Source organism: Altererythrobacter epoxidivorans (genome assembly GCF_001281485.1).
Lineage (GTDB): Bacteria > Pseudomonadota > Alphaproteobacteria > Sphingomonadales > Sphingomonadaceae > Erythrobacter > Erythrobacter epoxidivorans.
In genome coordinates this window covers 359,260-378,371 of sequence record NZ_CP012669.1, presented here as the reverse complement: position 1 = coordinate 378,371, position 19,112 = coordinate 359,260, and the positions used below count along the sequence as shown (strand labels likewise).

Genomic DNA, 19,112 nt, shown 5'->3' with positions numbered 1-19,112 from the left:
CTCCCCTTTTGCATGCTTGTCGCAGGCGGGAGCCTGACCGCCCCCGCCGCAATGCGCACCCGCCTGGTTTGCCCGTCTGCTATCTCGCCCTTTTTTTTGCGGACTTGTTTTGTAGGCCGGTTTTGTGGGCCTATTTTGCCGGGAGGTAAAGATCGCCGCCCTCGCGGTACTTTTCGGCCATTTCACGCATCCCCTGCAGCGCAGCCTGGCGGCTTGCCTCGGCGGCTTCTGCACCGGACTGCCCGCTTTCGAGGAAAGTGTCGGCGCCCTGGTTCTGCTTGCCGGCGAAGTCGCGCACTTCCTGGCTGATCTTCATGCTGCAGAACTTCGGACCACACATGCTGCAGAAATGCGCGGTCTTGGCGCCTTCTGCCGGCAGCGTCTGGTCGTGGTAGTTCTCTGCCGTGTCGGGATCGAGGCTGAGGTTGAACTGGTCGCGCCAGCGGAACTCGAAGCGAGCTTTTGACAGCGCGTCGTCGCGCACCTTGGCTGCCGGATGCCCCTTGGCAAGGTCGGCAGCATGAGCGGCGAGCTTGTAGGTTACGACGCCCACCTTCACGTCGTCGCGGTCGGGCAGGCCGAGGTGTTCCTTCGGCGTGACGTAGCAGAGCATCGCCGTGCCGTACCAGCCGATCTGCGCCGCGCCGATGCCGCTGGTGATGTGGTCGTAACCCGGCGCGATATCGGTCACGAGCGGCCCGAGTGTGTAGAAGGGCGCTTCGCCGCACACTTCCAGCTGCTTGTCCATATTCTCCTTGATCTTGTGCATGGGCACATGGCCCGGCCCTTCGATCATCACCTGCACATCCTGCTTCCACGCGCGGTGGGTCAGCTCGCCCAGCGTGTAGAGCTCGGCAAACTGCGCCTCGTCATTGGCGTCGGCAATGCTGCCCGGACGCAGGCCGTCGCCCAGCGAATAGGCGATGTCATAGGCCTTCATGATCTCGGTGATCTCGTCGAACTTCTCGTAAAGGAAGCTCTCCTTGTGATGCGCGAGGCACCATTTCGCCATGATGCTGCCACCGCGCGACACGATGCCGGTGACGCGGTTGGCGGCGAGCGGGACATAGGGCAGGCGCACGCCCGCATGGATGGTGAAATAGTCGACGCCCTGTTCGGCCTGTTCGATCAGCGTGTCGCGGAAGATTTCCCACGTCAGGTCTTCGGCAATGCCGCCGACCTTCTCCAGCGCCTGGTAGATCGGCACTGTACCGATCGGAACGGGCGAGTTGCGGATGATCCATTCGCGCGTGTCGTGGATGTTGCGGCCCGTGGAGAGGTCCATGACCGTGTCCGCGCCCCAGCGGATCGACCAGACCATCTTGTCGACCTCGGATGCGACGTCGGACGCCACGGCGGAATTGCCGATATTGGCGTTGATCTTGACCAGGAAGTTCCGGCCGATCGCCATCGGTTCGCTTTCGGGGTGGTTGATGTTGTTGGGGATGATCGCCCTGCCCCGCGCCACTTCGTCGCGGACGAATTCGGGCGTGATGACATCAGGGATCTGCGCGCCCCAGCTCTGCGCGCCTTCGCGATTGGCGGCGATCAGTTCCTTCGCCATTTCACGGCCCAGGTTCTCGCGCTCCGCCACATATTCCATTTCGGGCGTGATGATACCGCGGCGCGCATAGTGCATCTGCGTGACGTTCTGCCCGGCCTTGGCGCGAAGCGGGCGCTTCACGACATTGGGGAACGCAGGGACGCCGCCCGAACGGTCGGGGCCGAGCTGGCCGTTGTCTTCCGGTTTTACCTCGCGTGCGTCGTATTCCTCGACATCTCCGCGCGCCATGATCCAGTCCCGGCGCAGCGCAGGAAGGCCCGCCTGGATGTCGATATTGGCTGCGGGATCGGTGTATGGGCCGGAGGTGTCGTAAACGCGGACCGAAGGCTCATCGCCCTCGAGGTCGATTTCGCGCATGGCGACGCGGATACCGCTGCCGGTGCGCGCGCCGACATGGACCTTGCGGCTGCCGCGAATGGGGCCGGTGGTCACGCCGATTTCCAGCTTCGAATTGATGTCGGCCATCAGTAGTCTCTCCTGGGCAAGTCGGGAGAGCGGTTTGCTGGCCGGGTTTCGGGTGCGACCAGTCCACTCCCTACGCCCGTGTTAGCAGGTTCAGGTTCAACGGGTCGGCGGACTTCAACCGCCCTCTCAGCCTCATGGCTCCCCGGGGATGGGCAGGAGATAGACCGTGCCGAGCCTAACGTCTAGGGCCGCCAGCGTGACACAGCTCTTTCGCCTCGATTGCAGCGCCGCAGATGTTGCCCGGCGCTTCGGTGCGCGGCAGGGCGAGGATCCGTGGTGCGGCGGCTATGTCGCGCCGCTCAGTTTCGCGCCTGTCATCACGGCAGGGCGCGAGTTCATCGCCGGACCGCGACCATCGGGCGGCAGGCTGCAGCCGAGAATAACCCCGCGGCTGTGGGGCGTTTTGCCCCCGCCCAATTCGGACGACCCGACGCGGCGGATCTCGACCGTTCGAAACGTGGACAGCCCTTTCTGGATCGGGAACCTCAGGAACAGCGAATTCCGCTGCCTTGTTCCTGCGACCGCCTTCATGGCGTGGGGGGACGGCACCGATTACGAGGGGCGTCGGCTGAGACACTGGTTCGCGCCCGAAGGCCAGCAAGTCTTCGCCATGGCAGCGGTGTGGAAGGACGAGGAAGTGCCCGCCTTTGCCCTGCTCACCCGGCAAGCCACGGGAGCGCCGCGAGCCGCAGGCTGCAAGGTCGAGCCGGTGAGCCTGCCAGACGACGAACGCGCCCGGCAGGACTGGTTGCACGGAAACTGGAACGCGGCACGCGCAGTCGTCGAGCGCACGCCGACCGTCCTGAGAGAACTGGACCCGCCCCTTTCCTGAAGGAGCGCGTGCGCCCTAGGCGAACTCGAGCCCCTTATACTCGCCCGATTTTCGCCATGCGTCGATGTGGTTGAAGTAACCCATTGCGCCTGCCGGATGGCCGACCGAGTATTTCGCAGCCTCGCCGAAGCCTTCGCCCTCGTTGTTGTAATATCCGGGCGTGCACCCGGTATCGCCCAGTCGGGCGCCAAGGCCGGTCAGCAGCAGGTCCACCCACGCCTTCTCCGCCTCTGCGCTCGCTTCCACCGTCTGTGCGCCGCGGCGCTCAGCCTCGGAAACGACCGCCGCGATCGTATCGGCATGATCGACGATATTGTGCGGTACGTTGGCAATCATGTTCGCCGCCTGTGTCGGCTGGACCATGAAGGCGTTGGGGAAGCCGTGCATGTGCAACCCGTGCAGCGTCTTCATCCCGCCGTCCCAGTGCTGGGACAGGGTTTCTCCGTCCCGTCCGGTGACCTGGAAACCCGCGCGCGAGGCATATTCTGTCCCCACTTCGAAGCCCGAGGCGTAGATGATGCAGTCGACCTCGTATTCGACGCCGTTGGCGACCACGCCTTTTTCGGTGATCCGCTCCACGCCCTTGCCGTCGGTATCGACCAGGCGGCAGCCGGGCTCGTTGTACGCCTGCAGGTATTCGTCGTGGAAGCACGGGCGCTTGCACAGCTGGCGATACCATGCCTGCAGTTTCTTGCCCGCTTCGCCGCCGACGATGGCCTCAGCGCGCGCGCGGATTTCCGACATCTTCTGGTTATCGGCATCCTCGTAAGCTGCCATGACATTGGCCGGAGTCCGTTCTTCGGGCGGCAGGTTCATGATTTCCTTGCGGATACGGTGGCCAAGGTCGGTCCAGCCGTCCTGGACCAGGTCCTCTGCGGCAAATCCGCCTGCAAGATTGCCGACGAAGTTTTCCTGCCATTTCTTCTGCCAGCCCGGTTCGGCCACGCCATCAAACCATTCGCGTTCGAGCGGCTTGTTATTGCGCACATCGACCGATGACGGGGTGCGCTGGAACACCAGCAATTCCTTTGCATCGCGGGCCAGATGCGGGACGCACTGAACGGCCGTCGCGCCGGTACCGATGATTGCGACCCGCTTGTCCGCCAGCTTGCTTAAAGGCGCGCCTTCGGGATTGCCGCCGGTATAGGCATAATCCCAGCGGCTGGTGTGAAACGCCTTGCCCTTGAAATTCTCGATACCCGGCAGCCCGGGCAGCTTCGCGACATGCAGCGGCCCTGTGCCCATGCCGACATATTTGGCGGTGAATTCGTCGCCGCGGTCGGTCCGCACGATCCAGACCTTGCGCGCGTCGTCCCATTCAAGGTCGCTCACCTGCGTGTGGAACAGCGCGTTGTCGTAAAGGCCGTACTGCTTGCCGATGCGCGAACAATGCTCGCGGATTTCCGGCGCATGGGCGTACTTTTCGGTCGGCATGTGCCCGGTTTCCTCGAGCAGCGGCATGTAGATCATGCTGGCGGTGTCGCACTGCGCGCCGGGGTAGCGGTTCCAGTACCAGGTGCCGCCGAAGTCGCCGCCTTTTTCGAGGATGCGGACATCGTCGATGCCTGCGTCCTTCAGCCGCGCGCCCACGACCAGCCCTGCAAATCCGCCGCCGATGAAGGCGAAGGTTACGTGATCGGTGACCGGCTCGCGTTCGACCCGTGGGGTATAGGGATCGGTAGCGAGATCGGAAAACTCCGTTTCCAGCCGGCGATATTGCGCCGACCCGTCGGCACGCAGCCTCTTGTCACGCTCTTCCGCATATTTCGCGCGGAGCGCCTGTTTGTCGACAACCTGAGCGGCATGCTCTCCCATCAATCCCTCTCCATACCTTATTTTCAATTTGATTCGATAATGCGCTCAAATCGCGTATCGGGCAAGAGGGATCGTCAGGGCGTCACGACATACCCTGTCAGGGAAAACGGGGGAGAATGGAAGTTAGCCGCTAATTCGCCGTAGCCTGGAGATCGCGGAGGGTCTTCAAACCTCCCGACACGAAGTCTCGGACGATCGGCCCCTGATCCTCCAGCTTGCCGCCGATCCTCCCTGCCCGCCATTGATGGCAAACGAGTTCGGCGGGACCGAGCATCAGCGACTGGATTGTCGCGGGCGGGAGCATGGGCAGCCGTCCTTCGGCGAGGTGCGGCATTGCCCAGACCATGACCGGCTTTTCGATCTCGACGGCAAGTTCGGCCCATAGTCCGCTGTTCCGTGACAGCCATTCGGAATGCGAGAATTGGCTGATGAGGCGGAAATGGCGCTGCGGATCGCGCGCCTGGTGGTCGATCGCAGCCTTCGCCCCTTCTCCCATCGCGTCGCAGGGATCGCCATCATGCGCCAGGATGCTCGCGCCAACATGGCCGAGGTAATCCTTACGCTCTCGAACGAAGATCGCCTCCACTACTCCGTCTTTCGACCCGAAATGGTGGAAGATGCTGCCGTTCGACACGCCCGACCGCTCGACCAGGTCCTTCATCGACACGTTCTGGTGCCCCGCCTCGATCACCAGATCGGTGGCGGCTTCCAGCACCCTGTCGCGTGTCGTCCTGCTTCGTGCCTGAACCATGGGTCGCATCTGACGCAATCGAACCGTCCTGTCACTCTAGATTTAATTTCTAGATTGATGCTCTAGACTGCTGCTCTATTTTTGGCTAGAGGGTGATTCGTCCGCGGCACAGATCGCGGTGGGGCGCATGTTTTTCGAAAGTGAGGAGAGACTTATGTTGAAGATCAAGAATGCCCGCACCGCTCTCGGTGCGATCGCCATGGGGCTTACGATTTCGTCGGTTGCCCTGACTGCAGTTCCGGCACAGGCCGGTGCGCTCAGCTTTCTCAAGAAGGTGGTGAAGCGCGAAGTGAACCGCGCCGCTGACAAGGCGCTGGCCGATGTCGCTGGCGAGGAAAGCGGTGCACCGCAGGCCGGGACCGAACCCAAGCTGCCCGAATTCAACCGGGAAAAAGGCACCACTGTGCCGACTGCCGATGATGTGCAGGCCCCGCAGGACGATGAAGAAGCGCTGCTTCTGCCTGCCGTCCAGGCCTACACCAGCGTTCAGGGCCCCTACCAGCAGCGCAGCAAGATGACGCAGAACGGGACCACGGTCGAAACCGCCAGCGAAGTGCAGGCGCCCGACACCCAGCGTCCGCAACGCGCCAAGCTGAAACAGAACGGCACCCGTGTCGCTACCGCCGGCGAGGTTCAGGCACCCATCGTCCCGCAGGCCGGCACGACGCCGAAACTGCCCGAATTCCGCCGCGAGAAGGGCACCACCGTTGCCACTGCCGACGATGTAAAGCCGCGCGACTGACCCTGTCGCCAGTCACCTTGCAGCGGGCGATGCGACCTTCCCGCCGCAAGGAAAGAGCCCCGGGATGCGGTTTCGTACCGCGCCCCGGGGCTCGATCTATCATGGCAAAGTTCAGCCGAGGCGCATCATGCCCGCGGTCGTCAGTATCACGCCCAGAACCAGCGTCGTCACCGTCCAGAACCGGTGCACCGCAGCCAGGTTCTTGAGCCACATCTGCATGTAGAGATCGCAGATTGCCATCACGACGAGCGCTTCGAACATCATCAGCCCGCCGACGGCTTTCATCACCATCGTCAGCAGGTCGCCCGACACCCACGGATTGACGAGGTAGATCGTCGCGCCGACGAACAGCTCGACGAAACCGCTCAGCAACTGCAGTGCCGGCGAATGCTCGATTTCCTTGATCATCTTGAGCCACAGGCCCGGCTGGCGCAGCGCACCGATCGACACAGAGATGGCAAACAGGCCAAGCAGCGTCGCGGTCCAGGCAGTGATATCGATGGCAATCGTCATACGTGTTCCCTCCCCTAGGGTATCCTTCGTGCGGCCGACCTATACGGCTTCGGCCATGTCGCCGCCGGTGCGCACTTTCCCGCCTTCACCGCCATAGACGAACTCGGCCCCGTCGAGGTCGATCGCCGGTATCTGTTCGCGTTCGAGCCAGTAATCCTGGTTGTGGCGCCACTCGGGCTTGTCCCCACGCTTCGGCATGCGGTCGAGCCCGCGCATCAGGTAGCCCGGATTGAAGTTGTCGGATTCGATCCACGGCAATAGTGCCATGTCCTTGTCCTCGGGTCGCAGCGCGACTTCGACGCTGGCCGCATCCTTGTCCTTCATGTGATTGAGCAGGTCGCAGACGAAATCGCCCATCATGTCGACGCGCAGGGTCCAGCTGGCGCGGAAATATCCGAACACCCAGGCCATGTTGGGCACGCCCGTGAACATCATCCCGCGATAGGTGACCGTGTCGTTCCAGTTCACCTGCGCGCCATCGACGAAGAATGGGATGTCGCCCATCACCTTCAGCTGGAAACCGGTACAGGCAACGATCAGGTCGGCTTCTATCTCCTCGCCCGAGGCGGTGCGGACGCCCTTGGCGGTGAAGCTGTCGATAGTATCGGTCACTACCGTCAGCTTGCCATCGACCGCCGCGCGGAAAACGTCACCTTCGGGACAGAAGGCGAGCCGCTGCTGCCACGGACGGTACTTCGGCGTGAAATGCGGTTCGAACTGGAAGTCCGGCTTGCCGGTAAAGGCGCGGACGAGTTCCTTCAGCTCTTCGAACACCGTGTCGGGTTCGTCGATGCAGCGCTGCGTCAGCATGTTCTGGTCGTACATGATCTGCTGGCGCACCACGCGGTGTACGGTCGGCTCGTCGACGCCGACTTCGCGCAGCCTGTCGGCCAGCTCGTTCTTGTTCTCGCTGCAGAAGAAATAGGTCGGGGACCGCTGCAGCATGGTGACGTGTGCTGCCTTTTCGGCAAACGCTGGAACGACAGTCGCCGCCGTTGCACCCGAACCGATCACCAGGACGCGCTTGGCCTCGTAATCGTAATCCGGATCCCACAGCTGCGCGTGGACGAAGTCGCCTTCGAAGCTGTCGAGCCCCTTCCCCTTCCATTCCGGCGGAATGTAGGGAACTTCGTGGTCGTAATAGCCCTGACACATCCACAGGAAGTTGCAGGTAAAGACCTGCGTCGATCCGTCGGAAAGCCGCTCTGCCTCGATCGTCCAGAGATTGGTCTCGCGCGAGAAAGAGCATTTCTCGATCCGGTGACCGTAACGGATGTTCTCGCCAATCCCGTTTTCCTCGATCACCTCGCCCATGTACTTGAGGATTTCCTCGGCACTGGCGATCGGCGCGCCCACCCACGGCTTGAAACGATAGCCGAATGTATAGAGGTCGCTATCCGAGCGGACGCCGGGATATTTGTGCGTTTCCCAGGTCCCGCCGAAGGTATCCTTCATTTCGAGGATGGCATAGCTCGCCCACGGGCACTGGTCCTGCAGGTGATAGGCGGATCCGATGCCGGATATGCCTGCGCCGACGATCACGACGTCGACATGCTGGCTCTGGCTGGGCGAAATGGATTTTTCCGGAGCATTCATTGGGCGGTCCTCTCTCGATCATTCCATTTATTGGCCGGATGCTGCCACGAATCATTGACCGAGATCAATTGTGCGCCGCACACTTGCCGCCTGCCGAACTCTCGCTACGAATACTGCCCGAAGAGGAGAGAGTTTGATGGCATTTCGAATGACCGAAATGGTGGGCTGCGAATTCCCGCTGTTTGCATTTTCCCATTGCCGCGACGTGGTGGCGGCGGCGAGCCGCGCCGGTGGCTTCGGCGTGCTGGGGGCGGTCAGCTACACCCCCGAACAGCTCGAACAGGAACTGCGCTGGATCGACGATCACGTCGATGGCAAACCCTATGGCGTCGACGTCCTGATCCCCGAGGTGCAGGCGGTCGACAAGAAGATCAGCGCGGATGACATCATCGCCATGATCCCTTCGCAGTATCGCGACTTCACGCGCCAGATCCTGCGCGAGGCAGGGATGGCCGAAGACATCGCCGATCCGCAGGGCGGCTCGCAAAGCCCCAATACCTCGCTCGGTCAGGAACTGCTCGAAGTCAGCTTCAACCACCCTGTCCGCCTGATCGCCAATGCGCTGGGCACGGCACCGCCCGAAATGATCGCGGCGGGCAAGAAACACGGCATTCCCGTCGCCGCACTGGTCGGTGCGAAAGAACACGCGATGAAGCAGATCGATGCAGGCGTGGACATTATCGTCGCACAGGGCGGCGAAGGTGGCGGCCATTGCGGCGAAGTTTCGACCATCGTCCTGATCCCCGAAGTGCTGCAGGCGATCGAGGAAGCCGGTTCGGACATTCCCGTGCTTGCCGCAGGGGGCATCATGAACGGCCGGCAGATGGCCGGCATGATGGCGATGGGCGCGGCAGGTGCATGGTGCGGCAGCGTCTGGCTTGCCTCGCCAGAGGCGGAAACGACGGAGGTTTTCCGCGAGAAGATGGTTGCAGCGACCAGCAGGGACACGATCCGCAGCAAGTATCGCACCGGAAAGTACAGTCGCCAGCTTCGTTCAGCCTGGCACGCGATGTGGGAAGATGCGGGCCTTGCAGCCCTGCCCATGCCGCTGATGAGCCTGCTGTCGGAGCCCGTCCTGCGCGCGCTCGACAAGGCTTCCGTCAATGGCAATCCCAAGGCGCAGGAGCTCAGCTCGTACTGGGTCGGGCAAGGCGTCGGGCTGGTGCGCGAAATACGCGGCACCGGCGCGATCGTGCAGGATTTCAAGGAAGAATTCGCGGCAGGCTTCGAAACGCTTGCCGCCAATTTCGACTGATTCGGCTCAGCCCTGCTTGCGGCCCCTGTCGGTCGGGATGACGGCCGCGGTGAAGCGCGAAATGCAGACCAGCTTGCCCGCTTCGTCCTCGATGCGGATCGACCAGATCTGCGTCGTGCGACCGATATTGAAGGGCGTAGCCGTCGCGATCACATAACCATCGAAGGCGGGGCGGCAATGGTTGGCGTTGATTTCGAGGCCGACCGCAGCCGATGTCGAACGGTCGACGCAATGGGTGGCCGCAACCGATCCGATGGTTTCGGCAAGCACTACCGACGCACCGCCATGCAGGCGGCCGAACGGTTGGTGCGTCCGCTGGTCGACCGGCATGCGCGCCTTTATCCAGTCGTCACCAACCTCGGTGAACTCGATCCCGACATGGCCTTGCAGGCCGACATCGCTGAAGGTGTTCAGGTCTTCGATCGAAGGGCGTTCGCCGCCCCACCAGATGCTCTTTTCGCTCATGGGCAGTCACCTGCCGCAAGTGGCAGGGACTGTCCATCAGGTATCGCGTCAGGGTTTCCTTCCAGCCCGGTTAGCTTGCCTTCTTGGCCGCGATCCAGCGGTCGATCTTCTGCTCGAGGATCGACAGTGGCAGCGATCCTGTATCGAGCACCTGGGCGTGGAATTCCTTGATGTCGAAATCGTCGCCAAGTTTGCTTTCGGCACGCGTGCGCAATTCCTGGATCTTGAGCGCCCCGACCTTGTAAGCCAGCGCCTGACCGGGGATGGCGATATAGCGTTCGATCTCTGCGGTCGCGTCGGTCACGCCCTTGGACGAATTGGCGAGCATGTAATCGATCGCCTGCTGGCGCGACCAGCCCTTGGAATGGATCCCGGTATCGACGACCAGGCGGATAGCGCGCAGCATCTCGTCGTCGAGCGTGCCGTAATGGGCGATAGGATCCTCGAACAGGCCCATCTCGTATCCCAGCGTTTCGGCATAGAGCGCCCAGCCTTCGACATAGGCGGTGTTGCCGCCAAAGCGCATGAAGGACGGCAGCGCCTCGTTTTCCTGCGCCAGGCTGATCTGGAAGTGATGGCCCGGTGCCCCTTCGTGCAGGTACAGCGTCACGTTCTGCGTGATCGGCCGGCTCGGCAGGTCGTAGGCATTGAAGTAGAAGATGCCGGGTCGCGAACCGTCGGGCGCGCCCTGGCTATAGGAACCGCCAGCCTCGAACTTCTCGCGGAAGGGTTCGTAGGGGCGGATTTCGAGCGGCGTCTTGGGCAGCAGCGAGAAGAGATCGCCGATATCCTTGTCGACCTCGCGCCCGATACGGTAATATTCCTCGGTCAGCGCCTCGCGGCTTGCGGGCCAGAACTTGGGGTCCTTGCGGACATAGTCGAAGAACTCGTTGAGCGTCCCTTCGAAGCCCATCTTCTCCTTCACGCCTTCCATCTCGCCGCGGATGCGGGCGACTTCCGACAGGCCGAGATTGTGCAGGTAATCCGCGCTCAGCGGCAGGGTCGTCGATTCCTCGATCAGGCGATCGTAGAGGGCAGCGCCTCCCTTCATCTGGGTGAGGCCGTAACTGTCGCGCGCGACCGGCAGGTAATCGTCCTTCAGGAAGTCGCGCAGGCGGCGATTGGCGCGGTAAACCTGCTGCAACGAAGTGCGGTATTCTTCGGTCAACCGCGCCTTGTCTGCATCGGAAATATCTTCCGGCATTTCCGTGATTGGCGTCCAGAAAGGCGATTCCTCGACCTTGATCGCGAGCTGCGTGTCGAGCTGTTCGATCATGTTGGAAACGGTCATCTTGGTTTCGAGCACGCCGCTATCCATGCCTTCGCGGAAACGCCCAATCGCGCGGTCGATGATGCGCGCATAGTCGGCGTGGCGACCGATAGCGTTCTCGTAATCCTTAACTGTCTTGAACGGTGCCAGACCCTGTCCGCTTTCGATGGTCGGGTAATAGGTATGGAGGCCGAAGAAGTGGTTCATCGGACGCACCTCGCTGACGGCGAGGATGTCAGGCGCGAAGCTCTTCAGCGCCTCTCGCTGCGAGAACTCGAAAACGTCATAGGCCAGCCGGTCGGTCTCGCTCAGCGCAGAGCGGTCGATCTCGCCCAGCGCCGCGAGGTTCTTCTCGGCAAGCGCCTTCGACGCCGCCGTCAGTTCGTCGGTATAGTAATCGCCGATCCGGTCCGCCTGGCTGAGATCGCCGCGCGACATCGCACCGAGCGGGCTGAGGGCAAGCTCTGCCTCGTCCGCGCTCTCGAACACCGCGAACAGGGCATCGTGCTGCGCCGCCGCACGCTCGGCCGGACTCAGCTCGGGCACACTGGCAACCGGCGTATCTGCCATCGGAGTGGTGGCACAGGCGGCGAGTGAGAGCGCACTCGATGCAAGAATCGCGGAGCGGAAAATTTTCATGAACATATCCCTGTTGATCGGCACACCGACTAATCCGTAGCGGCGCCTTGTCGCAACAAGGTTCTACCAAAGCCTGCCACCGCCCGATCAAACGCATGAACCGGATACAAAGACGACTTTCCAAATTGGAAAGTTTTAACTTGCCGAATCGGAAAGCCATGCTTATCAGTTTCCAATATGGAAAGTGAGGACGTCGAAATGACCGAGTTTGATACCAACGCGAAGGCTGCGCTCGACGCGGTCAATTCTTCCCAAGCCAGGCTCGCTGAACGCATGCGATGGCCGCTCTGGCGTCACGCGGCATCGGGCGTCCTGATGGTGCTGCTGCTGGCTGGCATCACCTTGCCCAGCGGCGCGAGCATCGCGGTAAGTGGCCTCGTCCTGCTGCTCGTCTTTGCGATCGTTCGCGACGACAAGAAGCGTTACGGGATGTTCGTCAGCGGTTATCAGAAAGGGCGCACCGGCTGGATTATTGCGATCCAGATCGCGATTACCCTAGGCGCCATGTTCTACGTGCTGAACCATATTGCGGATCCGCTGGGATCGCCGGTCTTCTATGTCGTTGCAGCGGCGCTATTCGTCGGGTCGACCGCGCTCAGCTACGCATGGGAAGTCGTTTATCGGGCTGACCTGACAGGTGGCAGGGCATGAGCGCCAAGCTGGACAATGTGCTGCATGCGCCTGCGCGCCTGCAGATCGCGGCGATCCTGAGCCGCGCCAACGAGGCCGAGTTTGCGACGATCAAGGACATCGTCGACGTGAGCGATTCCGTCCTGTCCAAGCACCTGTCCGCTCTCAGTGACGCTGGATACATCAAGCTGAAGAAGGCTGCACGGGACGGCAGGCAACGGACATGGGCGTCGCTTACATCGTCGGGACGCAAGGCATTCGCTGCGCACATGCGCGCTCTCAAGGACCTCATGGATAGCGCGGAACAGGCAGTCTCGGCTGAGTAGCGCTCAGAAGGTGTATCCTATGCCGAGCGCGCCGAAAAACTGGTCGGCGCTACCGCGAATGCTGGTGTAGGGCGTATCCTTTGCATCGCCCACCAGCCGCGAATATCCGCCGACTGCAACGATCGCGAGCCCGCCGTTCTGCAAATCTCCGTCGAGATCGAAGGCAAGCAGCAGATTGGTCCCGACGCTGTTGAGCCCGCCTTTCGCCGAAAATTCGGGCAGGCCGCTATCGAGGTTCTGCTGTGGACTGACCGAATAGTAGTAATCCGCGTAGTTATCGTCGACGAATTCGGCCCCGATCGAAAGCGATGCGGCAGTGCCGCGGCTGAGCGGGGTGAAATAGGTCACACCCGGTTCGATCACCATACCGTCATGCGCGCCAGCGACGTCCCATCGCGCATCGAGATTGAGCGACAGGCTGTCATAGGGGTTGAGCACCTTGGGGAAGCTGATGCCGGTGGCGACGCCGAGCTCCACTGCGCGGTCGAGCTTGCCCGCCAGCTTCACTACCTCATCCTTGATCTGGTCGGCCCGGTCGTTGCGCAAGCGGACCGACGGGCCGAAGGCGATGTTGGGTCCGTCGCTCCGGTCGGGGATGAAATCGAGCGCGAGGCCGGCCGGACGCGGGCTGATACCGACACCGGCCACCTTGCCCTGCACCAGCGGCGCAGGCGACAGCACGTAATCGTCCGATCCATCATAACTCGGGCCCAGCGCGACACCGAAACCGATGCTGATCCAGTTGTCGTCATAGACGGTGTCGGGCGCGAAGCCTTGCTGCTCGGCCGCGTCTGCAGCCGTCTCGACAGCGTCCTGGTCCTGGGCCACGGCCGGCATGGCGGCGAGCATGGCGAGCGAAGCGGCAGCGCCGCTGAAAAGATATTTCACGTGAAGATTCCTCATGACCTCAGCCTCTCAACCTGTAACAAGGCCAAGGTGTTCCGGGAATTCCCGGTCGGGATGGAAATTCAAAGGGGTCGCTCGCCGATGAGGCTTCACTTCAATCGTTGGAAAACTGCGCTCGCGGCTGCGACGCTCTTGCTTACACATGGGCTTGCTGCGGCTGCCACTTTGCCGGATCCCCATGCCAAATTGGTCGAGCAGATTGCCGGCGAAGACATGGCAGAGCGGACGTTCCAGTCTCAGCTTGACGGTGCATTTCGTGCGGCCCTGTCGAGCGATGCCGACGTGCAGGACATCGAAGCCGCCTGCCCTGGCTTTATCGACGGCATGACGGCAGCCAATCGCCCGATCCTGTGGCAGGCGCACGTCGAAGATTACCGGTGGTACCGCGAGAAGCTCGGCACTCTCTTCCGTGACAAGCTGAGCAAGCAGGACGCCGCATCGCTGAGCAATTTCTTCGCGTCCGATCTGGGGCAGAAGTTCCTTGCCACGATCATCGCCGAACAGCGCTACGACAACACCATTGCCGAAGCGATGAGCAGCGAGGACGGCCAGGCAAGCGTCGAAAGCATGCTGAAGGATCACCGTGCCAGCAGCGTGAATACGTTGATGGCGCTGGAACCGATCGACCGGAAGGCGATCGGCAACATCTTCACCACCGAACAATGGGCGATACGCTTTGGCCAGTTGCAGCCGGACATCATCGCCTTGATGAATGAAATGGCCGAGCGCGATTTCACTGCCGAACAGGATGCCGCGATGGATGTCGCGATCGACAGCTTCATCGAAAAACACCTGGGTGATTGCGAAGGGTTCTGACGCCCCGCAGTCAAGGTGATTGCCCCCCTGCCCCCACTCGCCTACGACCGTTATCGATGAACGGGCGCATGGTCGATTTGGCAATTGTCGGTGGCGGCCTGGCTGGTGGCCTGATCGCGCTCGCCCTGCACCGTAAGCGTCCCGATCTGCGTCTCGCGCTGCTGGAACGTGGCGAGACGCTGGGGGGAAACCACAGGTGGAGCTGGTTCGACAGCGATCTTTCAGCCGAAGGCCGCGCCCTGCTCAAACCGATTCGCAAGGTCGAATGGGACAAGGGCTACGAGGTCGAATTCCCGCGCTATCGACGCACCCTATCGACGCCCTACCGCTCGCTGGCCAGCGCCGACTATCACGCCGGCCTGATGCGCCTTTTGCCGCCGGACGCGATCAGGCTGAAGACAGCTGTGGCACGTCTCGATGCAGAGGGCGTGACATGCGAGGGCGGCGAACGGATACCGGCACGCGCGGTCATCGATTGCCGCGATTTCGAGCCCGGCGAACACCTTTCGGGCGGATGGCAGATATTCCTAGGCCGGCACATGCGCACGGCAGAGCCGCACGGCCTTGAACGGCCGGTCATCATGGATGCGAGCGTCGACCAGGTGGCACCTGCCGGAAATGGCGGCGCCTACCGCTTCGTCTATGTCCTGCCGCTGGGCGCAGACGAGCTGTTCATCGAGGATACCTATTACGCGGACGACCCGCAGCTCGACCGCAGCGCATTGTCGTCGCGGATCGACCAGTATTGCCGCAGGCATGGCTGGGCCGGCGAGTTGATCGGCCATGAAACAGGCATCCTGCCGGTGGTCACGGGTGGGAATTTCGCTGCCTATCTCGATGCCGGTCGCGAGCCGGGCGTGGCACGAGCGGGCGTGCGCGGCGGATTCTGGCACCCCCTCACCAGCTATACGCTGCCGACCGCGGTCGAAAATGCGCTGGCCATCGCGGCTGAAGCCGACCTGACAGGGCACCACCTCGCGGCGTTCTGCGATGCCCGTGCCCGCAGGCACTGGCGACAAACCGGCTTCTACCGCCAGCTTGGCCGGATGCTGTTCCAGGCGGCGGAACCGCATCGCCGAGTAAACATTTTCGAGAGGTTCTACACGCTCTCGGGGTCACTGATCGAAAGATTCTACGCGGCGCGCTCGACCTTCCTCGACCGATTGCGCATACTGGTCGGCAAGCCGCCCGTCCCCATCGGGCGCGCAATCAGCGCGCTTGCAGCCAGCGGCAAACCGCTGATCCGGAAATGAAAAGCAATGACTACTGACACATCCCCCTCGTTCCTTCCCAAAGTCGATGTCGCCGGCAATCCGGTCGAAACGCACCTCTATGACGGCAAGACCGCCTGCGTGATCGGTTCCGGCTTTGGCGGCATGGCCCTCGCCATCCGGCTGCAATCGGCAGGCATTGCCACGACCGTGATCGAGGCTCGCGACAAGCCGGGCGGCCGCGCCTATTTCTGGGAAAAGGACGGATTCACCTTCGATGGCGGCCCCACGGTCGTAACCGATCCCGATTGCCTGAAGGAGCTGTGGCGGCTGTCAGGTCACGACATGGGCGAAGACGTCGAATTGATGAAGGTCATGCCGTTCTATCGCCTCAACTGGCCCGACGGTACCAATTTCGATTACTCGAACGACGAGGACCAGCTGTTCTCGGAAATCGCCAAGCTCAATCCGGAAGATGTCGCAGGTTACCAGCAATTCCTCGACTATTCGGCAGGGGTTTACGAGGAGGGTTACGTCAAGCTCGGCCATGTGCCGTTTCTCGACTTCAAGTCGATGATCAAGGCGGCTCCGGCCCTTGCCAAGAAGCAGGCGTGGCGCAGCGTCTATTCGATGGTGTCGAGCTTCGTGAAGAGCGAGAAGCTGCGCGAGGCACTCTCTTTCCATACGCTGCTGGTCGGCGGCAATCCGATGAAGACCAGCGCGATCTACGCCCTGATCCACAAGCTTGAGAAGGATGGCGGCGTGTGGTGGACACGCGGCGGCACGAACCGCCTCATCGCCGGGATGGTCCGCCATTTCGAACGGCTGGGCGGCACGATGCGGGTCGGCGATCCGGTGGTCGAGGTGCACACGATCGGCAATCGTGCGACCGATGTCGAAACGCAGAGCGGTTGGAAGCAACGCTTCGATGCGGTCGCTTCGAACGCCGACATCATGCACTCCTACCGCGATCTTCTCGGCAAGACGAAGCGCGGCCAGAGCTATTCGCATTCGCTGGCGAAGAAGAGCTTCAGCCCTTCACTGTTCGTGGTCCATTTCGGGCTGGAAGGCACCTGGCCCGGCATCCCGCACCACATGATCCTGTTCGGTCCGCGCTATAAGGGCCTGCTCGAAGATATTTACGAACACGGCGTCCTGCCGCAGGATTTCTCCATCTACCTGCACCATCCCACCGTCACCGATCCGTCCATGGCGCCGAAGGGCAAGAGCACTTTCTATGCGCTCGTCCCCGTCGCGCACATGGGCAAGCTGGCGGTGGATTGGGAACAGATCGGCCCGATGCTGGAAAAGCGCATCCTCGACGAGGTCGGCCGCAGGCTGATCCCCGACATCCACGACCGCATCGTGACCAAGTTCCACTATGCGCCGAAGGATTTCAGCCTCGATCTAAACGCGCATCTCGGCAGCGCCTTCAGCCTCGAACCCGTGCTGACGCAGAGCGCGTGGTTCCGCGGCCACAACCGCGACGATGTGATCGACAATTTCTACCTCGTCGGCGCGGGCACGCACCCGGGCGCAGGCATTCCGGGCGTTGTCGGCAGCGCCAAGGCAACCGCAGGATTGATGCTGAAGGATTTGGCGGTAAAGGCGGCCGGATGACCAGCACCATGAAACGCCTCGCCGTCTATTGCGGATCGGCTTCGCCCGAAGATCCGCGCTATCTCGAACTAGCCGCCCATGTCGGGTCTGCCCTGGCAGAGCGCGGCATCGGCGTGGTTTATGGCGGCGGCAGGCTGGGCCTGATGGGCGCGGTCGCGAAGGGCGCGCTCGATGCAGGCGGTGAAGTGATCGGCGTCATCCCCGACGCGCTCGCCAATTCCGAAGTCGCCAATCACGACTGCACCGAACTTTACACCGTTTCCGGAATGCACGAGCGCAAGCAGCGCTTTACCGACCTGTCGGACGGTTTCGTGACCATCCCCGGCGGTGTCGGCACGATGGATGAATTGTGGGAGGCAATGAGCTGGGCGCAGCTCGGCTATCACCAGAAGCCGGTAGGCCTGCTCAACGCATTTGGTTTCTACGACGAATTGATCGCTTTCAATGCCAAGATGGCGCAGGTCGGTTTCGTCCGCCCGGCCCATCAGGGCATCCTGATCGCGGCGGACACCATGCCCGACCTGCTTGAAAAAATGGCAAGCTACGAGCCGCACACCCCGATCTTCCGCATGAAGGCCGATGACCTCTAACGGCGCACGTCCCCGACCGCCGCGCAAGATCGGCCCCCGCCTGCTGGCCCCTTCGCGCATCCTGCGCCCGACCATACGCCGCGCCGGCGGCGGGCGAGATCGCGGCGCGCTGGTCGTGAAAAGTTATGACATGATCGCGGCGGGTTCGAAGAGCTTTGCCAGCGCCAGCTTGCTGTTCGACAAGGCAACCCGCGAACGCGTCTGGATGCTCTATGCCTGGTGCCGCCGCTGCGACGACATTGCCGACGGGCAGGAACTGGGCGGGACGCTGGGCAGCCAGTCCAATCTCGCCGACAGGGTCAAGGCAATCCGCGTGCTCACGCGACGCGCGCTCGATGGGGAACCCACAGCCGACGTAGCATTCGACGCCTTCGGGCAAGTGGCGAGCGAATGCGGGCTGACCATGGAAATGGCAGAAGACGTCATCATGGGCTTCGAACTGGATGCTGCAGGCTGGCGACCCCGGACCGAGGCCGATCTTGCCCGCTACTGTTACCACGTTGCCGGCGCAGTCGGCGTCATGATGGCGCAGGTCATGGGCGTGCCGAGCGGGGACAGCGAAACGCTCGACCGCGCATGCGATCTCGGCCTTGCCTTCCAGCTTGCCAATATCGCCCGCGACCTCGACGAAGACGATGCTGCCGATCGCTGCTACCTTCCGATGGAGTGGCTGGCAGAACAGGATATCGAGCCGGGCCAGCTGATGAAGCCGCATCATCGCTGGGAAGTGGCCGAACTCGCCAACAGGCTCGTCGTGCGGATGGACCGCCACCTGAAGATGGCACGTCTCGGCACAGTCGGGCTGCCGTTCCGCAGCCGCTGGGCGATCCTGTCCGCTGCCAATATCTATGGCGAGATCGGCTACACCGTCCGTCGGCGCGGCCGCGAGGCGTGGAACCAGCGCGTCGTGGTTTCGAGCTGGGACAAGCTGCGCATGATCGCCAGTGCATTCTTCGAAGCGCTTCGAAACACGCCGCGTCCGCCTGACGACGCGCCCGAATGGACGCGCGGCGATATCCTGATCGACGTGCGGATGGCGGGTGCCATAGCTCCGCCACCCATGACACCGCTGCCCGACGAGGCCTGAGACGGTAAAATCAGCCGCG

The 19,112-nt window shown here is 62.4% G+C and carries 18 protein-coding genes and 1 riboswitch; of the genes, 10 read left to right on the top strand and 8 right to left on the bottom strand.

Annotation, left to right across the window (positions count from 1 at the left end):
- Positions 1-130: 130 nt before the first annotated feature.
- A complete protein-coding gene (thiC, locus tag AMC99_RS01925) occupies positions 131-2,029 on the bottom strand; it encodes a phosphomethylpyrimidine synthase ThiC (RefSeq protein WP_061922087.1) in 1,899 nt (632 codons plus the stop codon).
- Between the two features lie 49 nt (positions 2,030-2,078).
- A riboswitch (TPP riboswitch) is annotated at positions 2,079-2,184 on the bottom strand.
- A 41-nt stretch (positions 2,185-2,225) separates the two neighbouring features.
- Between thiC and AMC99_RS01920 the strand changes: the two genes are divergently transcribed.
- Complete coding sequence (locus AMC99_RS01920) at positions 2,226-2,861, top strand: SOS response-associated peptidase family protein (RefSeq protein WP_061922084.1); 636 nt, start codon at positions 2,226-2,228, stop codon at positions 2,859-2,861.
- A gap of 15 nt (positions 2,862-2,876) precedes the next feature.
- Here the strand turns inward: AMC99_RS01920 and AMC99_RS01915 are convergent, their stop codons facing one another.
- Positions 2,877-4,676 carry a flavin-containing monooxygenase gene (locus AMC99_RS01915; RefSeq protein WP_061922081.1) on the bottom strand — a complete coding sequence of 600 codons (1,800 nt, stop codon included), beginning with the start codon at positions 4,674-4,676 and terminating at the stop codon, positions 2,877-2,879.
- Between the two features lie 130 nt (positions 4,677-4,806).
- Entirely contained in the window at positions 4,807-5,427 is a 621-nt protein-coding gene (locus AMC99_RS01910) for a TetR/AcrR family transcriptional regulator (RefSeq protein WP_061922078.1), read from the bottom strand.
- 154 nt (positions 5,428-5,581) lie between these two features.
- Between AMC99_RS01910 and AMC99_RS01905 the strand changes: the two genes are divergently transcribed.
- Positions 5,582-6,169 carry a hypothetical protein gene (locus AMC99_RS01905; protein ID WP_061922075.1) on the top strand — a complete coding sequence of 196 codons (588 nt, stop codon included), beginning with the start codon at positions 5,582-5,584 and terminating at the stop codon, positions 6,167-6,169.
- A 111-nt stretch (positions 6,170-6,280) separates the two neighbouring features.
- On the opposite strand, the gene AMC99_RS01900 is transcribed toward AMC99_RS01905, so the two are convergent.
- Positions 6,281-6,682 carry a hypothetical protein gene (locus AMC99_RS01900; RefSeq protein WP_061922072.1) on the bottom strand — a complete coding sequence of 134 codons (402 nt, stop codon included), beginning with the start codon at positions 6,680-6,682 and terminating at the stop codon, positions 6,281-6,283.
- Positions 6,683-6,721: 39 nt separating this feature from the next.
- Positions 6,722-8,278 (bottom strand): flavin-containing monooxygenase, encoded by a 1,557-nt coding sequence (locus AMC99_RS01895; RefSeq protein WP_061922069.1) that lies wholly within the window; start codon positions 8,276-8,278, stop codon positions 6,722-6,724.
- Between the two features lie 136 nt (positions 8,279-8,414).
- On the opposite strand from AMC99_RS01895, the gene AMC99_RS01890 reads away from it, so the two are divergent.
- The gene (locus tag AMC99_RS01890) at positions 8,415-9,533 is read left to right on the top strand and encodes an NAD(P)H-dependent flavin oxidoreductase (protein WP_061922066.1); all 1,119 of its coding nucleotides are present in this window, start codon (positions 8,415-8,417) and stop codon (positions 9,531-9,533) included.
- Between the two features lie 6 nt (positions 9,534-9,539).
- Here AMC99_RS01890 and AMC99_RS01885 read toward each other — a convergent pair whose 3' ends face one another.
- Positions 9,540-9,998: a hotdog fold thioesterase gene (locus AMC99_RS01885; protein WP_061922063.1), complete on the bottom strand. Its 459-nt coding sequence runs from the start codon at positions 9,996-9,998 to the stop codon at positions 9,540-9,542.
- Positions 9,999-10,068: 70 nt separating this feature from the next.
- A complete protein-coding gene (locus AMC99_RS01880) occupies positions 10,069-11,907 on the bottom strand; it encodes a DUF885 domain-containing protein (protein WP_061927556.1) in 1,839 nt (612 codons plus the stop codon).
- Positions 11,908-12,105: 198 nt separating this feature from the next.
- On the opposite strand from AMC99_RS01880, the gene AMC99_RS01875 reads away from it, so the two are divergent.
- Both AMC99_RS01875 and AMC99_RS01870 read left to right on the top strand, forming a co-directional pair.
- On the top strand, positions 12,106-12,558 hold the full coding sequence (locus tag AMC99_RS01875; protein WP_157058229.1) for a hypothetical protein: 453 nt from the start codon (positions 12,106-12,108) through the stop codon (positions 12,556-12,558).
- Complete coding sequence (locus tag AMC99_RS01870; RefSeq protein ID WP_061922058.1) at positions 12,555-12,863, top strand: transcriptional regulator; 309 nt, start codon at positions 12,555-12,557, stop codon at positions 12,861-12,863. Before AMC99_RS01875 ends, AMC99_RS01870 begins: the two co-directional genes overlap by 4 nt.
- Positions 12,864-12,866: 3 nt before the next feature.
- Here the strand turns inward: AMC99_RS01870 and AMC99_RS01865 are convergent, their stop codons facing one another.
- Entirely contained in the window at positions 12,867-13,751 is an 885-nt protein-coding gene (locus tag AMC99_RS01865; protein WP_232301471.1) for a MipA/OmpV family protein, read from the bottom strand.
- A 204-nt stretch (positions 13,752-13,955) separates the two neighbouring features.
- On the opposite strand from AMC99_RS01865, the gene AMC99_RS01860 reads away from it, so the two are divergent.
- From AMC99_RS01860 to AMC99_RS01840, 5 genes are all read left to right on the top strand, one after another.
- Complete coding sequence (locus AMC99_RS01860; protein WP_157058228.1) at positions 13,956-14,585, top strand: hypothetical protein; 630 nt, start codon at positions 13,956-13,958, stop codon at positions 14,583-14,585.
- 56 nt (positions 14,586-14,641) lie between these two features.
- Positions 14,642-15,838, top strand: coding sequence for a lycopene beta-cyclase CrtY (crtY, locus tag AMC99_RS01855; protein WP_061922050.1), 1,197 nt, complete (start codon positions 14,642-14,644; stop codon positions 15,836-15,838).
- A 123-nt stretch (positions 15,839-15,961) separates the two neighbouring features.
- The gene (locus tag AMC99_RS01850) at positions 15,962-17,416 is read left to right on the top strand and encodes a phytoene desaturase (RefSeq protein WP_061927554.1); all 1,455 of its coding nucleotides are present in this window, start codon (positions 15,962-15,964) and stop codon (positions 17,414-17,416) included.
- A gap of 8 nt (positions 17,417-17,424) precedes the next feature.
- Complete coding sequence (locus tag AMC99_RS01845) at positions 17,425-18,006, top strand: LOG family protein (RefSeq protein ID WP_061927552.1); 582 nt, start codon at positions 17,425-17,427, stop codon at positions 18,004-18,006.
- On the top strand, positions 17,996-19,093 hold the full coding sequence (locus AMC99_RS01840; protein WP_061922049.1) for a phytoene/squalene synthase family protein: 1,098 nt from the start codon (positions 17,996-17,998) through the stop codon (positions 19,091-19,093). Before AMC99_RS01845 ends, AMC99_RS01840 begins: the two co-directional genes overlap by 11 nt.
- Positions 19,094-19,112 lie beyond the last annotated feature (19 nt).